Here is a 20,049-nt window from a genome sequence, read left to right as displayed (position 1 = left end):
CCGACTTGTCGGGCGCAGGCCGTCATTTTGAGCGCCGGTTCGCGCCCGCTGATCGTCCGTCGACCACCGTGCCGCGGATAGACTTCATCTCTTCCATGATTCGCGTCGCGTGAATCAGCACGTGCCGGCCAATGTCGGTAATCTTCATCCTCGCCCAGTCTTCCCGTCCCCCCCCAACCTATGCTCAATGGGCATATCTCAAAGACAAAAACGGTAGTCGTCGTTCTCCTCCAGTGCTCCCAGAATGAGTGAAAACACAAAAGCAGCACTGCTTGGGAGATAGGCATGTCAACAGAAGCTGAACAAACCGTGGGGCAGGATTGGCAGGAGGACGTGTTCCGCGTGCTCAAGGCCCACGACGTCAAACACGTGGTCTTCGTACCGGATGCAGGCCATTCGGCGGCGATCCGCATGTCGTACGCAGACCCGGACATCAAGGCCGTTGTCCTCACCACTGAAGAAGAAGGCATCGGCTACCTCGCCGGCGCCTGGTTGGGTGGTGAACGTGGCGCCCTGCTGATGCAATCGAGCGGTGTCGGTAACTGCATCAACACCCTGGCTCTGCAAGTCTGTGCCGGCTTCCCGCTGCTGATGGTGGTCACCATGCGCGGTGACTGGGCCGAATTCAATGCGTGGCAGAACCCCATGGGTCAGGCCACCGAAGCCTCCCTGAACCTGATGAAAGTCATGACCTGGCGTGCCGACGTTCCCGAAGACGTCGCCCCATTGCTGCACGGTGCCGCGACCATGGCCTTCAACGGTGATTCCGCCACTGCCCTGCTGCTCGGCCAGCGCCTGATTGGAGAAAAGAAATGGGTCAAGTAAGCGCAAACCACACATTGTGCCGCCGCGAAGTGGTCAAGGCCTTGCTGGCCGACCGCAAAGACGTGCTGGTCGTGACCGGCCTGGGCTCGGCGTCCTATGACGTCATGGCGGCCGGTGACAACGATCTGAACTACTACCTCTGGGCCGCTATGGGCAGTGCGATCACAGTGGGCCTGGGCCTGGCGAATGCCCAACCGGACAAGTCGGTGGTGGTCGTCACGGGTGACGGTGAGTTGCTCATGGGCTTCGGCGCACTGGCGACCGTCGCGCTGCAAAAGCCCGCCAACTTGACCATTGCTGTGTTGGACAACGGTCACTTTGGCGAAACCGGCATGCAGGTCAGCCACGCCGGATTTGGCATCTCCCTGGACCAGGTGGCGAAAACTTGCGGCTTCAGCTGGACCGATGAAATCCGCGACATGGAAGGCGTACACAACTTGCGCGAGCGCTTTGCAACCCGCGATGGCGTCAAGCTCGCAACGATCAAGATCAAAGCGGAAAACCCGCCACGGGTGCTGCCACCGCGCGATGGTCACTACATCAAGAATCGCTTTCGCGCTGCCTTGGGTTTCAACCCGATCTGATTGCTCTATGCCGGACCCGGTCACGCAGGGCAAAAGCCGTGCGTGACGCACTGAGGAGAATAATAATGACCGACCGCAACGCTGAAGAACTCAATGCCATCCGCGAAGGCGTACGTGCCCTGTGCGCCGAATTCGATGCCGCCTACTGGCGCAAAGTCGATGAAGAAAAAGGGTTTCCGGAAACCTTCGTCAAGGCCCTGACCGACGCCGGTTGGCTGGCTGCGATGATCCCTGTCGAATATGGCGGCTCCGGCCTGGGGTTGGCCGAAGCTTCGGTGATCCTTGAAGAAGTGAACCGCTGCGGCGGGAACTCCGGCACCGTGCACGGCCAGATGTACAACATGTTCACCCTGCTGCGACACGGCAGCGAAGCGCAGAAAAGCTACTACCTGCCGAAACTCGCCAGCGGTGAATTGCGCCTGCAATCGATGGGCGTGACCGAGCCCACCACCGGCACCGACACCACCAAGATCAAGACCACCGCCGTACGCAAAGGCGACAAATACGTGATCAACGGGCAGAAAGTATGGATCTCGCGCATCCAGCATTCCGACCTGATGATCCTGCTGGCGCGCACCACACCGTTGGCCGACGTACAGAAAAAATCCGAAGGCATGTCGATCTTCCTCGTGGACCTTCGCGAGGCCATCGGCAACGGCATGACCGTGCAGCCGATCGCCAACATGGTCAACCACGAAACCAATGAGTTGTTCTTCGACAACCTGGAAATCCCCGCCGACAGCCTGATCGGCGAGGAAGGCAAAGGCTTTCGGTACATCCTCGACGGCTTGAATGCCGAACGCACCCTGATCGCCGCCGAATGCATCGGTGACGGTCGCTGGTTTATCGAAAAGGCCAGCGCTTATGCCCGCGACCGTGTGGTGTTTGGGCGCCCGATCGGACAGAACCAGGGCGTGCAGTTTCCGATCGCTGAAGCGCACATCGAGATCGAAGCGGCCGACCTGATGCGCTGGCGTGCCTGCGAGGAATACGACAGCGGCATCAACGCCGGGGCCAGCGCCAACATGGCCAAGTACCTGGCGGCGAAAGCCTCCTGGGAAGCCGCCAACGCCTGCTTGCAGACTCACGGTGGCTTTGGCTTCGCCTGCGAGTACGACGTCGAGCGCAAATTCCGTGAAACCCGCCTGTACCAGGTCGCGCCCATCTCCACCAACCTGATCCTGTCCTACGTGGCCGAACACCTGCTCGAGCTGCCGCGCTCTTTCTAATAACAGAGAGATAACACCATGAGCCAGCCCAAAGGCATCCGCCCGCTCGATGGCATTACCGTCGTCAGCCTTGAGCATGCCATTGCCGCGCCCTTCTGCACCCGACAACTGGCCGACCTTGGCGCCCGTGTGATCAAGGTCGAACGTCCCGGCACAGGCGATTTCGCCCGGGGCTACGACCAACGCGTCAACGGCCTGGCCTCGCACTTCGTCTGGACCAATCGTTCGAAAGAAAGCCTGACCCTGGACTTGAAGCAAGACTCGGCCACTGAGGTGCTGGACAGTTTGCTGGCCACCGCCGATGTGCTCGTGCAGAACCTGGCACCCGGTGCGGCCGCGCGAATGGGGCTGTCATTCGAGGCTTTGCATCAGCGCTTTCCGCGGCTGATTGTCTGCGACATTTCCGGCTATGGCGTCGGTGGCCCCTATGAGAAGAAGAAAGCCTACGACCTGTTGATTCAGAGCGAAGGCGGTTTTCTGTCGGTGACCGGCGGCCCGGGCGAGGAAGAAATGGCCAAGGCCGGTTGCTCGATCGCCGACATCGCGGCCGGCATGTACGCCTACACCGGAATTCTTTCTGCACTGCTATTGCGTGAACGCACCGGCGAAGGCAGCCACCTGGATGTGTCGATGCTGGAAAGCCTGGTCGAGTGGATGAACTACCCGATGTACTACGCCTACGGCGGCGCCCCTCCGCCACCTCGCGCCGGTGCCGCGCACGCCACTATTTATCCCTATGGTCCCTTCCCTATCGGCGACGGCACCACCGTGATGCTGGGTTTGCAGAACGAGCGTGAATGGCAGCTGTTTTGCGAGAAGGTGCTCCTTACACCCGAACTGGCCAAAGACGAGCGTTTCTCGGCCAACTTCAAACGTGTCGAAAACCGTCACGCGCTACGGCAACTCATCGTTGAAGCGTTCTCCACGCTCAACTTCGATGCCGTGTTCGATCGGCTGGAGCATGCGCAGATCGCCAACGCCCGGGTCAATGACATGCAGGGGGTTTGGGACCATCCACAACTCCAGGCACGTGATCGCTGGCGGGAAGTCGAGACCTCTGCCGGCAGCGTCCCGAGTCTGCTACCGCCCGGCAGCAACAGCGCTTTTGAACCGCGTATGGATGCTGTGCCGGGCCTTGGCCAACACACCGAACAGGTGCTCAGGGAACTGGGGCTGGGGACGGACCGCATTGAACAAATGCGCGCAGCCGGGGCTATCTGACAGCAACGATCAACTATTTTCGAGTGAACACTGCCCAATGAAGATCCTGGTAGCTGTCAAACGCGTTGTGGATTACAACGTGAAAGTTCGCGTCAAGGCGGACAATTCCGGTGTCGACCTCGCTAACGTCAAGATGTCGATGAACCCGTTCTGCGAAATCGCCGTGGAAGAAGCCGTACGCCTGAAAGAGAACGGTATTGCGACTGAAATCGTCGTCGTCTCCATCGGCCCGTCCACCGCTCAAGAGCAACTGCGCACCGCGCTGGCTCTGGGTGCCGATCGCGCCATCCTCATCGAATCCGCTGAAGATCTGACGTCCCTGGCGATCGCCAAGTTGTTGAAAGCTGTTGTCGACAAGGAACAGCCGCATCTGGTGATCCTCGGCAAACAGGCCATCGACAGCGACAGCAACCAGACTGGCCAGATGCTCGCTGCACTAAGCGGCTACGGTCAGGGCACCTTCGCTTCGAAAGTCGAAGTGTCCGGCGACAGCGTTGCCGTGACTCGCGAAGTCGACGGCGGCGCGCAGACGGTTTCCCTGAAACTGCCGGCCATCGTCACCACCGACCTGCGTTTGAACGAGCCGCGCTACGCGTCTCTGCCAAACATCATGAAAGCCAAGAAGAAGCCTCTCGAAGTAGTGCCTGCGCACGCTTTGGGCGTTTCCACCGCCTCCACCCACTCGACCGTGAAAGTCGAAGCGCCGGCTGCACGCAGCGCGGGTATCAAGGTCAAGTCGGTGGCTGAACTGGTCGAGAAACTGAAAAACGAAGCGAAGGTAATCTGAATGACGATCCTGGTGATTGCTGACTATTCAACTGACCAGCAGGACAACAAAGTAGTAGCTCCGGCCACGCTGAACACCGTTGCGGCTGCCGCGAAAATCGGTGGTGATATTCATGTACTGGTTGCCGGTGCAGGTGTTGGCGCTGTAGCTGAAGCCGCTGCAAAAATTGCTGGCGTATCCAAAGTACTGGCAGCCGACAACGCCGCCTACGCGCATCAACTCCCCGAAAATGTTGCACCGTTAGTGGTCAGTCTAGTGATCGAACAGCACTCGATTTACAGCCATGTCCTGGCCTCGGCCACGTCCAACGGCAAAAACATCCTGCCACGCGTTGCCGCTCAGCTGGACGTTGACCAGATCTCCGAGATCATCTCGGTCGAAAGCGCTGATACCTTCAAGCGCCCGATCTACGCCGGTAACGCCATCGCTACCGTGCAGTCCAACGCGGCGGTCAAAGTGATCACCGTTCGCGCCACCGGTTTCGACCCGGTTGCAGCTGAAGGTGGTTCGGCGGCTGTTGAAGCCGTTGCCGCTGTACACGACGCGGGTACTTCCTGCTTCGTCGGCGAAGAACTGGCCAAGTCCGATCGTCCGGAACTGACCGCTGCCAAAGTCGTCGTTTCCGGTGGTCGCGGCATGCAAAACGGCGACAACTTCAAGCACCTGTACGCCCTGGCTGACAAGCTGGGTGCTGCCGTCGGTGCTTCCCGCGCTGCCGTCGACGCAGGTTTCGTACCCAACGACATGCAGGTCGGTCAGACCGGCAAGATCGTTGCGCCACAGCTGTACATCGCCGTCGGTATTTCCGGCGCGATCCAGCATTTGGCCGGCATGAAAGACTCCAAGGTGATCGTTGCGATCAACAAGGACGAAGAAGCGCCGATCTTCCAGGTGGCCGATTACGGCCTGGTGGCGGATTTGTTCGAAGCGATTCCAGAGATGGCCGCCCTGGCCTGATCAGCGACCGACAGGAGCGAAATATATGAGCAATATCGATTTTTCAGCGTGGATCGGACGTCGTCAGGAAAGCCAGGATCGGATCAGCTTCAACCTGGTTAAACGCATTGCCGCAACCTTGAGCGAAGTGGCACCGCTGCCTGGCGAAGCGCTGCCGCCACTGTGGCACTGGGCGTTCTTTCAAGAGCCGGTCGCAGCCAGCGAACTGGGCCCGGACGGTCATCCGGCGCTGGGTGGTTTCTTGCCTCCGGCGCACAACCGCAATCGCATGTGGGCCGGCAGCCGAATCGAGTTTTACCAGCCTTTGAAGGTAGAGGCGGATGTGAGCTGCGTTTCGACCATCCTCAACGTCGAAGAGAAGCTCGGCCGCACCGGTTCGTTGCTATTCGTCACGGTGCGCCATGAGTATTTCCAGGACGGCCAACGCGCCCTGCAAGATGAACAGGACATCGTCTACCGCGAACCGACACCACCCAAACTGAGCGGCACCGAAGCGCTCCCCGAGGGCCAATGGCAGGAACCGGTCGAGCCCTCCGCGACCCTGCTGTTCCGCTATTCCGCGGTCACCTTCAATGGCCATCGGATTCACTATGACTGGCCTTACGTCACAGAAACCGAAGGTTATCCGGGACTGGTGGTGCATGGTCCATTGATCGCCACGTTGAACCTGCGTGCCTTTACCAAAGCGCACCCGTCAGCGCGCTTGAAGTGCTTCACCTTCCGAGGGGTCCGACCGCTGATTTCGCCGCAACCTTTCGAGGTCGGCGGACGCTTGATTGACAGTGGCAAGGCGCAGGTCTGGGCAGGCAATCAGGACGGCATCGCACAGATTGGAGAAGTCGAGTTCAGCCAGGGAGAAACACCATGAGCCCTTCGATTGTGCGCTCCGCCCTGTTTGTGCCGGCCACCCGTCCAGAGCGCATCCCCAAAGCCATCGCCAGCGGCGCGGACCGAGTCATTGTCGACCTGGAAGATGCCGTGCAGGAAAACCTCAAAGAGCAGGCCCGGGATAACCTTGAGCGCTTCTTGAGTGAACACCCCGAAGCTCAGGTGTTGGTTCGGGTGAATGCCCCGGAGCACTGGGCGCACACTGCGGACCTGGATCTTTGCCGTCGGCATGCCGGCGTGACCGCCATTCTGCTGCCCAAAGCAGAAAGTGCGGCGCAGGTGTCCACCGCCTTTAGCACCGGCAAACCGGTCTGGCCAATCATCGAGAGCGCCAAAGGCCTGGCTGCACTCCACTCGATTGCCGGCGCCCAAGGCGTTGAGCGCTTGTCGTTCGGCAGCCTCGATCTGGGCCTGGACCTGAACCTGACCACCAGCAGTCGTGCCGCAGAAGAAGTGCTCAGTCACGCCCGCTACGCCGTGTTGCTCTGCACGCGTGTCGCTGGACTGGCCCCGGCGCTGGATGGTGTCTTTCCCTCAATCGCAGATACCGCGGGCCTGCACAATACCGTTCAATTTGCCCGCGACATGGGCTTTGGCGGCGCACTGTGCATCCATCCGAGCCAGGTGGCGATCATCCATCAGGCGTTAAAGCCTAGCCCTGAAGAACTGCTCTGGGCGCAACGCATTGTCGAAGCCGCCAGCTCAGGTGACGGCGTCTTCGTGCTGGATGGGCAAATGGTCGACGCTCCAGTCATTGGTCGCGCGTACTCCATTCTGGCGCGCGCGACCTGACTCAACGGCGGCACTTTTGCTTTGAAGCTGCGTACTCATTCCTACCTCATAGGACGGTGTCATGATTAACGTTTCTGGCCTTACCCATGCCATTTCGATCAACCCCGCCAACGGCGAGCAGATTGGTCACTACCCTTTCGAATCCGCCTCGACACTGGACGCCGCCCTCACCCGCGCCGCTGCCGGGTTCCGCGTTTGGCGCAGCAAACCCGTTGATCAACGCTCGCAATTGTTGATCGCCTTGGCACAGGCATTGCGCGACAACGCCGCCGCGATGGCCAACATGATCACCCTGGAAATGGGTAAACCCACCACACAGGCGCGCGGTGAAATTGAAAAGTGTGCGCAGCTCTGCGAGTGGTACGCCGAACACGGCCCCGCCATGCTGACCGCCGAACCGACACAGGTCGAGGGTGGCAAGGCACGCATTGAATATCGTCCACTGGGGCCGATTCTCGCCGTGATGCCGTGGAACTTTCCCATCTGGCAGGTGCTGCGTGGCGCCGTTCCAGCGTTGATCGCTGGCAACACTTACGTCCTCAAGCATGCGCCCAACGTGATGGGCTGCGCCTATCTGCTGCAGGATGCCTTCAAGCGTGCCGACTTTGCCGAAGGTGTTTTCGAAGTCATCAATGTCACGCCGGACGGCGTCTCGACCGCAATCGCTGATCCACGCATCGCCGCGGTGACGCTCACCGGCAGTGTTCGCGCCGGCATAGCCATTGGCGCACAGGCCGGTGCAGCCTTGAAGAAGTGTGTATTGGAATTGGGCGGCTCCGATCCGTTCATTGTGCTCAACGATGCCGACCTCGACGAAGCGGTCAAAGCTGCCGTCATCGGCCGCTATCAGAATACCGGGCAAGTCTGCGCGGCCGCCAAACGCCTGATTGTCGAGCAAGGTGTCGTTGAGAAGTTCACCCGCAAGTTCGTTGAAGCAACCCGCGAGTTGGTCGTCGGCGATCCATTGGCCACAGACACCTACATCGGCCCCATGGCTCGCTTCGATCTTCGTGATGAGCTGGATCGTCAGGTCCAGGAGACGCTGGAAGAAGGCGCGACATTGTTAATGGGTGGCAAGAAGGCTGAAGGCCCTGGCAACTTTTATGAGCCCACCGTATTCGCAGATGTCACCGACCGGATGACCTCGTTCAAACAGGAGTTGTTTGGGCCGGTCGCCTCGATCATCACCGCGCGCGATGCAGCCCACGCGCTAGAGCTGGCCAATGACAGTGAGTTCGGACTTGCCTCAACCATTTACACTCGCGATGTCGAGCTGGCCCAGAAGCTGGCGGGCGAACTGGAAACCGGCGGTGTGTTCATCAATGGCTACTGCGCAACCGACCCACGTGTCACCTTCGGCGGCGTGAAGAAAAGCGGTTTCGGCCGAGAGCTGTCACATTTCGGGGTCCGTGAGTTCTGCAATGCACAGACGGTGTGGCTGGACCGCCGCTGATTGCATCGACGATCAATGTTTTGCGACTCAATCAACATCCCAACGACTCTATCTGGCTTACCTGCGAGCCGATGGAGGTTCGCGCCGGCACCGACACCTCGCTTACGCGGGTCGGTGCCGGTGTTCGGTGCGGCGAAACCGCACTTCGCTTATCTGTTCGTCCCCTCCTGCATCATGGCGCGCTCAGTCAATTCTGGCCGTTGTGCTCAAGCATCACAAACACCCAAGAATTAAAGTCGAAGCGCCAGGGGTAGCTACCCCGCTCACAATTCCAAGAATAGAGCCACTTCGATGAGCCTGACAAAATCCCTGCCAGCATGCCTGGCACTCAGCTTCGCATCGTTTGCCGCACATGCAGCAGATGGCCCTCCACCACCTTCGGTGAATGAGCCGAGCGGTATCAACCTGGGCGGCACCAGCTTTTACGACGGTTTCGCGGGGCCGCCCGGCTTATCACATCTGACCTATCTGAAATTCAGCACTGCACGCAGCATCAAGGACAACGCAGGCAAGGATAATGGCGCCTTCGATAACCCGAAGATCAACATCATCACGCTGATCAATCAGCTGAGCTATTACTCACCTGACTCCATCGCAGGCGGTGCGCACCTGGGTTGGAGTCTGTTGGTGCCAATCGTCTCCCTGGACGGTGACTTTGGTGACAACGGCGCCAAGCTCCAGGATAACGGCACCGGCCTTGGTGATATCGTCGTGGGGCCTCAGATCCAGTTCGATCCAATCGTAAACGCCCAAGGCAGGCCCATCTTTGTGCAGCGCCTGGCCTTCGATACCATCCTTCCAACCGGTAAATACGACAAACATAAAGACCTGAACCCAGGCTCCAACTTCTTCTCTCTGAACCCTTACTGGGCAGCGACCTGGATGCCAGCTCCTCGTTGGGAGGTGAGCTGGCGGCTGCATTACCTGTACAACTTCAAGAACAACGACCCCGCTAGTAGTTCAACGCAATCCTTCGAAGGACAGCCTGTACGCGACACCCAAGCAGGACAGTCGGCGTGGGCCAACTTCACAGCCTCCTATGAAGTGGTCCCCAACGTATCGGTCGGCCTCAACGGGTATTACTTCAGGCAACTATCAGATGACGATGTCAACGGGAGTCGGCTGAGCAACTCTCGGGAAAAGGTTTTGGGCATCGGCCCAGGCCTGTTCTGGAAAATCAGCGATGGCCAAGGCTTTTGGCTGAACACCTATAAAGAGACCGGCGTCGAGAACCGCGCCCGAACGGATTACGCCGTCCAGATTCGTTACGCCCACAAGTTCTGACTGACGTGTGCGCCCGCCCATGCATGAGGAGCGGGCTCCTTTACCCGAGGTGATGCTTCATGAACGCGCTCGAATCCATCGACAGCAAAAAATCATTGGCCGCTGTTTGCCTGATGATGGTCATATCTCTAGGAACGCTACAGGTCCAGCCTATCCTGGGCGGAGCTTTTATCGACCAACTCGACTTGCCTCTTAATGCAATAGGCGCCATTTTCGCAGCAGAACTTATGGCAATGGCGGTCGCTTGCGGCGTTTGCGCCATGTTGATGGTGAACGTCGATCGGCGCCGCTTCGCCTTGGTTGCCTTGTTGATCCTGGCATCAGGTAATCTAGCCAGCACTCAGTTCCACAGCCAGACTTCGTTACTCATTTGCAGAATGATCTGTGGCGCAAGCGGTGGCGCTGTCATGGCGGTTGTCTACGCCACGGCAGCCCTGCGCACATCTAAAGATGCCACTTTCGCGGTCATCAATATCGGCAACCTCCTCTGGGGCATGCTGCTCGTGACCTCCATGCCTATGATCCTGAAATCATACGGCGTGAATGGTGCGTTTTCCCTATTGGCTATCACCAGTGTGCTCGCGGCGGCGGGTTGCTTGAGAGTGCCCAAGCGCTACCCTGAAACACATCGCTTGGCGATCGGTTCGGTCCAGCCATTTGGTCTCACATCCATCCTGTTAATCATGCTTTTTGTGCTTCTGTTTTTTGGGCATTCCGCTCTGTGGGTTTACCAAGAACGCATCGGCAAAAGCATTGGCCTGGAGCCGCAGCAGATTGGGGGGATTCTGGGGGGCAGCATCCTTGCCGGTGCCCTTGGGGCAGGTCTTGCCGGGCTAATCGGACGGCGCCTGGGTTTGCTGTTTCCGCAGCTATTAAGCTTCGGTACAGCCTTGTTGGCGACACTGGTCATGGTCTATGGCAATAGTCCCATTGCTTTTGTCGCCACTGCCTGCCTGATCCATATGGTGTGGTTTTTCAGCCTGCCTTACCTGCTTTCCATGGCGGCCGAACTGGACCCTTCCGGCCGACTGGCCGGACTAGGTAACGCCGCCATTTTTATCGGCCAGGGGCTCGGCCCGTTTGGTGCAGCACTTGTCGTCGGTGAGGGACATTTCCGGGCAGTCGGATGGCTGGCTGCCTCAGCCTATTTGATAGCCCTGGTTATCTCGTGTCTGGTCGTTGCGCGCTTTCGTCGAGGCGTGAAGCCTTCCGGGCCAGCAATCCCCTCAGTCAGCCTGAAATCACCCGGGAGGATGGTGGCTGCTGATGACCCATCCCATCAATGAACAAAGATGCCCATCTTTAGAGGTTGTCCTGATGATCAGCCAATTTCCCCAAACCCCTGAATTTTCCGGCGCTCTTTATACGCCCAGCCGCGTGGAAGCAGAGGTGTTCGACCTCGAGATTGAAGGCGCCCTTCCCGCCTCGATCCGTGGGACTTTTTATCAGGTCGCGCCAGACCCGCAGTACCCGCCCTTGCTGGGCAACGATATCTTTTTCAACGGTGACGGGATGGTCAGCGGCTTCAACTTCGCCGACGGCAGGGTCTCGATGCGACGCCGCTACGTGAAGACTGATCGTTTGATGGCTCAGCGCCGTGAAGGTCGTTCGCTCAATGGTATCTATCGAAACGTCTACACCAACGACCCGCTCGCGGCGAAGAACAACACGACCGCGAACACCACCGTGGTGCCGCACAATGGCGTCCTGCTTGCGCTCAAAGAAGATGCCATGCCCTGGGCAATGGATCTCGAAACGCTGGAGACCCTTGGCGAATGGAATTTTGCCGACCAGGTCAAATCAGCGACATTCACAGCCCATCCCAAGCTCGACCCGGCAACAGGAAACCTCTTGGCATTCAGCTATGAAGCCAAAGGGGACGGCACGCCTGACCTGGCCTATTTCGAAATCTCGCCAGACGGGAAACTACTGCATGAGATCTGGTTCCAGGCACCTTATGCGGCCATGGTTCATGATTTTGCGGTGACCGAACGCTACGTAGTGTTCCCGCTGATTCCGTTGACGGTGGACGTCGAACGCATGAAAAACGGGGGGCCGCATTTTCAATGGCAACCCGATCTACCCCAGCTTTTCGCCGTGGTGCCACGCAATGGACGCGCGGAAGATGTTCGTTGGTTCAACGGCCCGAAGGACGGCTTCCAAGGCCATACGCTCAATGCCTTCGATGACAATGGCAAGGTTTATGTAGACATGCCGGTTACCGGCGGGAACATCTTCTACTTCTTTCCACAGGCGGACGGTCATGTGCCGCCACCCGAAACGCTGGCGGCCTGCCTGATGCGCTGGACCTTCGACCTGAACGGTACGCAGGACGACATTCAACCGCAGCCATTGACTGACTACCCCTGCGAGTTTCCAAGGTGTGATGACCGCTACATCGGTAGAAAGTACGAACACGGTTTCATACTCGCCTTTGATCCAGAGCGCCCATACAACCCTGCGAATGGACCGATGCCGTTTCAATTCTTCAACCTGCTGGCTCATGTGAACCTGAAAACAGGAACCACCGACGCCTGGTTCCCCGGTGACAGCGGATGCTTCCAGGAGCCCATTTTCATTCCGCGCGCCCCTGATGCACAGGAAGCAGATGGCTATGTCGTTGCCCTTCTCAATCTCATCGCAGAAGGTCGTAGTGAGCTCGTGGTTCTGGATTCTCGTGACATGGAGAGCGGTCCCATTGCACGAATCAAAATCCCATTCCGGATGCGCATGTCGTTGCACGGTTGCTGGGCACCGAGCAAAAAATGAAGCAATGAACTGTCCGCTGAAATGAACAGAAGTCTGTGATTACCCCAGCTGGAATGCGGCTTCTATTCTTCTGAGTCACAGCATCGCCGACCGCATGACATGTCCCGTATTGCCTGTTCCTGAGGGTCGGTAAAGCGCTGCCTACAACACACGAAAATGCATTATTTCTGTATTTTGGGATTTGTTAAAAATCCCACTTTACAGGATTAAATTACACAACTAGATTGAACCTCAGCCGCCGCGACTTACCCACGGCCATAGTCGCATGAGCAGTGCCGAGCCTTTTTTCACTCCGTGCGCATGCACTGATCCTCTATCAAGGAGCACTCAATGAAACTCGCGAGCTTTATTGTTCAAGGCCGTAGCACTTACGGTGTTGTCGACGGCGATCAGGTTGTTGACCTGGAATCGCTCAAACACACCTTTGGCACCGATCTCAAGCAAGCCATTGCCAACAACCGTCTGGCCGATCTGACCAGCGTCGTTCTGGCGAGCCTGCCGCGCATCCCTCTGGCTGAAGTGACCTTTCTGCCCGTTATCCCGAACCCGGGCAAAGTGCTGTGCATTGGCATCAACTACGCCACTCATGTGCGTGAAACCGGTCGTGAGATGCCGACCTACCCGATGATTTTTACCCGCTTCGCCGACAGCCAGACCGCCCACCTGCAACCCATCATTCGGCCCGAAGCCTCGCACAAGCTTGATTTTGAAGGCGAACTGGCGGTGGTGATCGGTAAACCGGCGCGTCACGTCAAACAAGCCGACGCGCTGGACTACGTAGCCGGTTACGCCTGCTACAACGATGGCAGCGTTCGCGACTGGCAGAAGCACACCATTCAGTTCATACCGGGCAAGAACTTCCCGAACACCGGCGGCTTCGGCCCTTGTCTGGTTACCAGCGACGAGATCGGTGATCCGCAGGATTTGCAGCTGACCACCCGCCTGAATGGCGAAGTGATGCAGCACACCAGCACCAGCGACATGATTTTCGATGTCCGCAAGCTGATCGAATACTGCTCCACCTTCACCGAACTGGCTCCCGGCGACGTGATAGTCAGTGGTACCACCGGTGGCGTCGGCGCTTTCCGTGAGCCGCCGGTATGGATGAAGCCGGGCGATGAAGTCGAGATCGAGATTTCACGAATCGGCATCCTGCGCAACAGCATCGTCGACGAGCACTAAGCAATGGACAGACTATCTGAATCACAACAACTGCCAGATCAGGATACCGACACCAAAGGATCGAGCCTGGAACGCATGCTGCGGGTACTCGATCTGTTTACCGAAGAGAGTCCGATCTGGGCTGTCGACGACATGGTCTGCGCATTAGGGTTTACTCGCTCTACCGTCTACCGCTATGTGCGTGAACTGGCCGAGGCGAACTTGTTGTTCCAGGTCGAAGCCGGGCGTTACGCGCTGGGTGCCCGGATCATTACCTGGGACCGCCAGTTGCGGTTAAGCGACCCCCTGGTGCGCGCCGCACAATCACTGGAGCCGGGCTTCCCACGCTGGAGCGAGCAGCAAGTCTGGCTGATCTGCCGACTGTTCAAAGACCAGGTGGTCTGTATTCATCAGCACGGCGACTTGTTCAGCGAGGTCAGCTATTCACGCGGTTCACCGAGGCCGTTGTTCCTGGGCGCGACCTCCAAGGCAATCCTCGCCAACATGAACGCGCGCCAGCACAGTCAGCTATTTCTTGAAAACCCCGATGAGGTGCGCGCCAGCAACCTTGGCCAGACCTGGGAACAGTTCCGCCGTTCGCTGCAGCAATTACGTCGTCAGGGATATGTTGCCAGCGCAGGCGAGGTCGACCCGGGCGTCTACGGGTTGGCCGCCCCCATATTCGATGGCGATGGCAAAGTCGTCGGCAGCATCAGCTGCGTTCGCCCGATTCAAGAACGTCACAGTGCTCAGGAAGAAGGACAGGGACAGCAAATCCTTGCCCTGGCGCAGAAGCTGTCGCAGCGCATGGTGGCACTCGCCAACCGTCCCAAGCAATTGGACTGAGCCCTCCGTAAGGGAAAAACAATGACAACCCTCAACAGTATCAACACCGACGTGCTGATCATCGGCGCCGGTCCTACGGGACTGACCCTGGCTAACCTGCTTGGCCAGGCCGGTGTGAACACATTGATCATCGATCGCAAACCCGGGACCGTGACCGAACCTCGTGCCGTCTCGATCGATGATGAATCCCTGCGCACCATGCAGGCCGTCGGCCTGGATGAAGCCGTATTGCGTGATGTGGTGCCTGGCTACGGCGTGCACTATTTCACTCGACCCGGCGGCCGCTGCTTCGGCAAAGTCGAGCCTACTGGCAAGTTGTATGGGTTCCCCAAGCGCAATGCCTTTCGCCAGCCACTGTTCGAGGGCACCCTGAAGACAGGCCTCGAACGCTTTGCCAGCCTGACGGCGCGGTTCAGCCACGAGCTGCTGGAATTCAGTCAAGACCACCATGGCGTGCGCGCGCTGATTCGTGACGCCGATGGCGAGATGATGGAAGTCAACGCTGCCTATCTGGTCGCCTGCGACGGCGGCCGTAGCCCGGTGCGCAAGCAACTCGGAATCGAGATGGTTGGCTCGAGCTTCTCCTCGCGCTGGCTGGTGGTCGACACCGATCAAGATGACGATCCATTCTGGCAAACACGCGTGTACTGCGATGCACGCCGTCCTGTCGTAGAAGTGCCTGGCCCCCACCGTACCCGCCGCTTCGAGTTTCTGCTCAAGCCGCACGAAACGGATGAACAAGTGCTCAGCGACACTCGCCTGCAAGCGTTGCTTGAGCCCTTCAAGGGCAACACCCCGGCATCCATCGTGCGCAAGACCGTATACACCTTCCACGCCCGGGTTGCCGAGCGGTGGCAAGTGGACCGCGTGTTTCTCGCCGGCGATGCCGCCCATCTGACCCCGCCTTATGCCGGACAAGGCATGAACAGCGGTGTTCGCGATGCCCATAACCTGGCCTGGAAACTGATTGGCGTGCTGAAGGGCAAAATGGCTGATACGGCTCTGCTGTCTTACGAAAGCGAGCGTCGCGATCACGCCTGGGCACTGATCAGACTGGCCTTGAACCTCGGCGTGGTCATGGCGCCGGCAACCGTCTTGCGCGCTCGCTTGATCAGCGGTGCATTCGCGTTGATCGGCCTGCTGCCACCGTTGCGGGACTACTTCCTGCAAATGCGCTTCAAGCCTAAACCCCGATTCACCAAAGGGCTGGTACTGACCGAAGGTGAAGCCGGAAAACTGTCCTGCGGGCACATGTTCCCTCAACCGATGCTCACCGATGCCCAGGGCCAGGCATCTCTGCTCGATGATTCGATCGGCGCCGGCTTCGCCTTGATTCAGTACGGCGACCACACCCGTCAACGCATCGATGAACTCCAGCATGGCTTTTGGTTCCACCTTGAAGCCAAACGCATTCTGATCCTTCCCGAGCATGTCAAAACCGTGCCTTCGATACCTGGCTGCACGGTGCTTCATGACCGCCAGGGGTTGCTCAAAGAAATACTGGGCGATTCAAACAAGTTTTTGCTGCTGCGCCCGGACCGCTATATCGCCGCCATCTTCGACAAGGCCGGCGAAACGAAGGCTGCCGAGTCGTTGCAGTCGTTGTTCGGCATTGCCTCGGCGATCCCCCCCGAAGCCGAAGACGCGCATCACGCCAGTCTTTCATTGACCCCTTAAAGTCACGGAGGTGTTTATGCAAACCCTACAGACCTGCACCCCTGCGCGCCTGTGCTACCTGCACCTGGCGAGCAAAGAGCCGCAACGACAAATCGATTTCTATCGGCGGATGCTGGACATGGACGGCCTGGCGCAACCCGATGGCAGCTGGATACTCAGTGGCCCACAACGCGCCATGCTCGTGTCGCCCGCCGATCACAGTGGCCTGCTCGCGGCGGCCTATGACCTGGGCGATCAGGCTCGACTGGGAGAACTGCGCGCTCGCCTGATCGAGCACGACTGTGCTGTCGAAGACATCGACTCACCGTTGCTCGAACCGGGTGCCTTTCTGATTCGTGACCCTCAGGGCCGGCAAACGATATTTGGCGTATCTCGCACTGATTCCGGTGTCGACCGACAAGGCATGCCGGGCCGCCTGCAGCACGTGGTATTCCAGACCACTGAACTGGAGGCCATGATCGATTTCTACGTCAATACAGTCGGGTTTACCGTCTCGGACAATGTCGTCGATGAGCAGACCGGCCAGCTCATGGTGTGCTTCCTGCGCTCGGATGATGAGCATCACTCGCTGGCGTTTTTCCGCGGTTCGAACAACGAATGGGATCACCACTGTTACGAAACCAACGAATGGAATGACATCCGCGACTGGGGTGATCGCTTCGCCAAGGAACGTATCACCATCTTCTTCGGCCCCGGCCGACATGGGCCGGGCAACAATCTGTTCTTCATGGTGGTCGACGCCGATCGTAACCGCCTGGAGTTCTCGGCCGAACTCGAAACGACCGATGCCGCCCGCCAACCCGGTGTCTGGCCGCAAGGGGAATACACGCTCAACTCCTGGGGACGCGCCTGGATCAGGAGCTGAGCACTTTTTTACAGACAAGGTTTTGCATCATCAACTTCCTTAATCGACGCGGCCACCTGCCTCCAAAGGTAAGACTATGACGACTCGACATTTCGCCCCCTACACCATCAACGGCGACCAATACATCAACGGCACCTGGCGTGCCGGTCGCTCCTCACGACGCCTGGATGACCGCAATCCCTTCAATGGCGAACAACTGCTGGAAATGCCGCTGGCGTCGATTGCCGATCTCGATGATGCCTATCAGGCTGCACATCGTGCGCAAACGGCGTGGGCACAGCTGCATCCAACACAGCGCAGCGCCCAACTGGAGAAACTGGCTCAGGTCATCCAGAGCCGCCGCGATGAAATCATCGACTGGCTGATTCGGGAGTCCGGCAGCACGCGCATCAAAGCAAGTATGGAATGGCAATTCACCCTGAACCTTGTTCGTGAGTGCGCAACGTTGCCGATGCAGGTTGAAGGACGGATTCTGACCAGCTACAAGCCCGGCGAACAGAGCTTTGTCTTTCGTGAACCACTGGGTGTGGTCGGTGTTATCAGTCCGTGGAATTTTCCTTTGTATCTGAGCATGCGTTCGGTGGTACCGGCACTCGCGCTCGGCAATACCATAGTGCTCAAGCCCGCCAGCGACACGGCGGTGACCGGAGGCCTGCTGATTGCCCATCTGTTCGAAGAAGCAGGCTTCCCGAATGGATCGCTCAATGTCGTGGTAGGCGCAGGTTCGGAGATTGGCGATGCCTTCGTCGAACACCCGGTACCGAGCCTGATCTCTTTCACCGGCTCAACGGATGTGGGTCGCAATGTCGGCCGTATTGCAACCGGTGGCAAACACATCAAACGCGTTGCGCTGGAGCTGGGCGGCAACGCTCCGCTGGTGGTCCTGGATGATGCGGATATTGATATCGCGGCGCACGCTGCAGTGGTTGGGCGCTTCCTGCATCAAGGCCAGATCTGCATGAGCGTCAACCGGGTGATCGTCGACCGCTCGTTGTATGCAGACTTCACGGCGCTGGTCGTGGAGCGAGTGCGCAATCTCAAGACCGGCGACCCGGCCAACGCAGACACGGTGATTGGACCCGTGGTCAATCAGAACCAGCTCGATGGCCTGCTCCGCAAAATCGATGCCGCCGAAAACGCGGGCCTCAAACGGCTCTGTGGAGGCCCGGCATCCGGGCTGGTGCTGCCTGCCCATGTCTTCGGTGAGGTGAGGGCCGATCAGGAACTGGCGCGCGATGAAACCTTCGGGCCCTTGCTGCCGCTGCTGATCGCAGAAAACGAAGCCCATGCCCTGGAACTGGCTAACGCCAGCGAGTATGGCCTGTCCAGCGCGGTGTTCACCCGGGACATGGCCCGCGGCTTGAACTTTGCCCGTGGCATCGTGGCGGGCATGACCCATATCAACGACATCACCGTCGATGATCAGCCCAATGCGCCCTTCGGTGGTGAAAAGAACTCAGGCCTCGGACGCTTCAATGGTCACTATGCCCTGGATGAGTTCACCCGTGCCCATTGGGTCACCTGGCACCCCGGAGGCCATAACTACCCCTTCTGATTATTTGCCAATACTGACTCGGCCAGGATTGGGCAAGCTCCTTTGCCCAATCGACAAAAACAATAAAAAATAGAGGCGAAAAAATGAGCAATCTAGCCTGTGTGTCCACCGATCAAATCGTTCACTCCGACCGGCTGATGAAGTGGAAAGAGTTCATGAGTGATCACCTGGGTCGCACTCCGGACTACATCAAGCGCCTTGAATCTACGTTCATCGACCCGTTGCATAACAACAACTTTCAGGGGCGGCTGGAATATGGAGACCTGGGTCAGCTGCGTTTCTGTCGAATGACCGCCAGTGCCCATCGATATTCACGCCATCTGAGCAAAGCGGTCGACTCGCTCGACACCCCGCGCATGTTGATACTGCAAATTGCCGGTGTCAGTCATTTCGAGCAAGGTCGACACAGCAGCGCGTTAGCGCCTGACGAGATGCTACTGGTCGACAGCGGCCAGCCTTTCAGCGTCACCAGTACTCAAGGCTGCGAACATTTCATCCTGCTTTTCCAGGGGACGAGCGAACTGCTCACGCAAGCGGGCGATGTTCATCTTAACGGTCGCAATGGGCTGGGCCGAATGCTGATGCATCTCGTCAGTGATGCTTACAACCAATATCCCCTGCTCAACAACAACTCGGCCGGGCTGATCGGCGACAGTATCGTGGGGCTTCTGGATAACGTTCTGAAGAATAAACAGGAAGAAAAACAACTCGAACACGACTTCCGCTTCTTCAAGCAGAACCGCCTCAAGGCCTATATCGAGCGCCACCTGGCCGACCGCGACCTGACCATCGAACGCATCGCCAACGCAGAGCAATGCTCGGTGCGCAGCTTGCACCGAGCGTTTCAAGATGAGCTTGGCTGCAGCATCAGCGAATACATCTGGCAACGGCGTTTGTCGCGTTGCGCCGAAGATCTGCGCAACCGGGAACATGCCCATCGCTCACTCACCGAGATCGCCTTTGCCTGGGGCTATGGCAGCAGTGCTCACTTCAGCAGACATTTCAAATCGGCGTTCGGCATGTCGCCTCGGCTGTTCCGTGATACCGCGAGCGACATCAGAGTGGAATCGACCGCTGCATAAGTCTGTTTCCTTGCAAGTTGCCGGGGTGCTCAGGAGCATATGGCGCCGAACGTCACAACATTCAGCGCCATCCA

At 58.5% G+C, this 20,049-nt stretch carries 19 protein-coding genes; 18 read left to right on the top strand and 1 reads right to left on the bottom strand.

The window, feature by feature from the left end:
* Positions 1-22: 22 nt before the first annotated feature.
* Positions 23-148 (bottom strand): hypothetical protein, encoded by a 126-nt coding sequence (locus PMI18_RS31705; protein ID WP_274517912.1) that lies wholly within the window; start codon positions 146-148, stop codon positions 23-25.
* A gap of 137 nt (positions 149-285) precedes the next feature.
* Here PMI18_RS31705 and PMI18_RS24310 point away from each other — a divergent pair, with 137 nt between their 5' ends.
* The 18 genes from PMI18_RS24310 to PMI18_RS24395 all read left to right on the top strand — a co-directional run bounded on the left by PMI18_RS24310 (position 286) and on the right by PMI18_RS24395 (position 19,975).
* The gene (locus PMI18_RS24310) at positions 286-825 is read left to right on the top strand and encodes a thiamine pyrophosphate-binding protein (RefSeq protein ID WP_007896342.1); all 540 of its coding nucleotides are present in this window, start codon (positions 286-288) and stop codon (positions 823-825) included.
* Positions 813-1,409, top strand: coding sequence for a thiamine pyrophosphate-dependent enzyme (locus tag PMI18_RS24315; protein WP_007896341.1), 597 nt, complete (start codon positions 813-815; stop codon positions 1,407-1,409). The genes PMI18_RS24310 and PMI18_RS24315 overlap by 13 nt, the downstream gene beginning before the upstream one ends.
* 65 nt (positions 1,410-1,474) lie before the next feature.
* Entirely contained in the window at positions 1,475-2,638 is a 1,164-nt protein-coding gene (locus tag PMI18_RS24320) for an acyl-CoA dehydrogenase family protein (protein WP_007896339.1), read from the top strand.
* An 18-nt stretch (positions 2,639-2,656) separates the two neighbouring features.
* Entirely contained in the window at positions 2,657-3,859 is a 1,203-nt protein-coding gene (locus PMI18_RS24325; RefSeq protein ID WP_007896338.1) for a CaiB/BaiF CoA transferase family protein, read from the top strand.
* Positions 3,860-3,896: 37 nt separating this feature from the next.
* On the top strand, positions 3,897-4,646 hold the full coding sequence (locus PMI18_RS24330) for an electron transfer flavoprotein subunit beta/FixA family protein (RefSeq protein WP_007896337.1): 750 nt from the start codon (positions 3,897-3,899) through the stop codon (positions 4,644-4,646).
* On the top strand, positions 4,647-5,603 hold the full coding sequence (locus PMI18_RS24335) for an electron transfer flavoprotein subunit alpha/FixB family protein (RefSeq protein ID WP_007896336.1): 957 nt from the start codon (positions 4,647-4,649) through the stop codon (positions 5,601-5,603).
* Positions 5,604-5,628: 25 nt separating this feature from the next.
* The gene (locus PMI18_RS24340) at positions 5,629-6,471 is read left to right on the top strand and encodes an FAS1-like dehydratase domain-containing protein (RefSeq protein WP_007896334.1); all 843 of its coding nucleotides are present in this window, start codon (positions 5,629-5,631) and stop codon (positions 6,469-6,471) included.
* Complete coding sequence (locus PMI18_RS24345; RefSeq protein ID WP_007896332.1) at positions 6,468-7,283, top strand: HpcH/HpaI aldolase/citrate lyase family protein; 816 nt, start codon at positions 6,468-6,470, stop codon at positions 7,281-7,283. The genes PMI18_RS24340 and PMI18_RS24345 overlap by 4 nt, the downstream gene beginning before the upstream one ends.
* Positions 7,284-7,344: 61 nt before the next feature.
* Positions 7,345-8,736: an aldehyde dehydrogenase family protein gene (locus PMI18_RS24350; protein WP_007896327.1), complete on the top strand. Its 1,392-nt coding sequence runs from the start codon at positions 7,345-7,347 to the stop codon at positions 8,734-8,736.
* A gap of 291 nt (positions 8,737-9,027) precedes the next feature.
* Positions 9,028-10,020 (top strand): SphA family protein, encoded by a 993-nt coding sequence (locus PMI18_RS24355; protein ID WP_007896326.1) that lies wholly within the window; start codon positions 9,028-9,030, stop codon positions 10,018-10,020.
* Between the two features lie 59 nt (positions 10,021-10,079).
* Positions 10,080-11,306, top strand: a complete 1,227-nt coding sequence (locus tag PMI18_RS24360) for an MFS transporter (protein WP_007896324.1) — start codon at positions 10,080-10,082, stop codon at positions 11,304-11,306.
* A 31-nt stretch (positions 11,307-11,337) separates the two neighbouring features.
* Complete coding sequence (locus PMI18_RS24365; protein WP_007896323.1) at positions 11,338-12,789, top strand: carotenoid oxygenase family protein; 1,452 nt, start codon at positions 11,338-11,340, stop codon at positions 12,787-12,789.
* Positions 12,790-13,119: 330 nt separating this feature from the next.
* A complete protein-coding gene (locus PMI18_RS24370; RefSeq protein WP_007896322.1) occupies positions 13,120-13,971 on the top strand; it encodes a fumarylacetoacetate hydrolase family protein in 852 nt (283 codons plus the stop codon).
* Between the two features lie 3 nt (positions 13,972-13,974).
* Positions 13,975-14,796, top strand: coding sequence for an IclR family transcriptional regulator (locus PMI18_RS24375; RefSeq protein WP_007896321.1), 822 nt, complete (start codon positions 13,975-13,977; stop codon positions 14,794-14,796).
* 21 nt (positions 14,797-14,817) lie between these two features.
* The gene (locus PMI18_RS24380; RefSeq protein ID WP_007896320.1) at positions 14,818-16,473 is read left to right on the top strand and encodes a bifunctional 3-(3-hydroxy-phenyl)propionate/3-hydroxycinnamic acid hydroxylase; all 1,656 of its coding nucleotides are present in this window, start codon (positions 14,818-14,820) and stop codon (positions 16,471-16,473) included.
* Positions 16,474-16,489: 16 nt separating this feature from the next.
* Entirely contained in the window at positions 16,490-17,338 is an 849-nt protein-coding gene (locus PMI18_RS24385) for a VOC family protein (RefSeq protein WP_007896319.1), read from the top strand.
* 76 nt (positions 17,339-17,414) lie between these two features.
* Entirely contained in the window at positions 17,415-18,893 is a 1,479-nt protein-coding gene (locus PMI18_RS24390) for an aldehyde dehydrogenase family protein (RefSeq protein WP_007896316.1), read from the top strand.
* An 83-nt stretch (positions 18,894-18,976) separates the two neighbouring features.
* Positions 18,977-19,975 (top strand): helix-turn-helix domain-containing protein, encoded by a 999-nt coding sequence (locus tag PMI18_RS24395; protein WP_007896313.1) that lies wholly within the window; start codon positions 18,977-18,979, stop codon positions 19,973-19,975.
* Positions 19,976-20,049 lie beyond the last annotated feature (74 nt).

Origin of the sequence: Pseudomonas sp. GM102, from assembly GCF_000282555.1 — a bacterium.
In the GTDB taxonomy this organism is placed as follows: Bacteria; Pseudomonadota; Gammaproteobacteria; order Pseudomonadales; family Pseudomonadaceae; genus Aquipseudomonas.
Note: the sequence above shows the minus strand (reverse complement) of the source record. Positions and strands in the feature narration are given on the sequence as shown.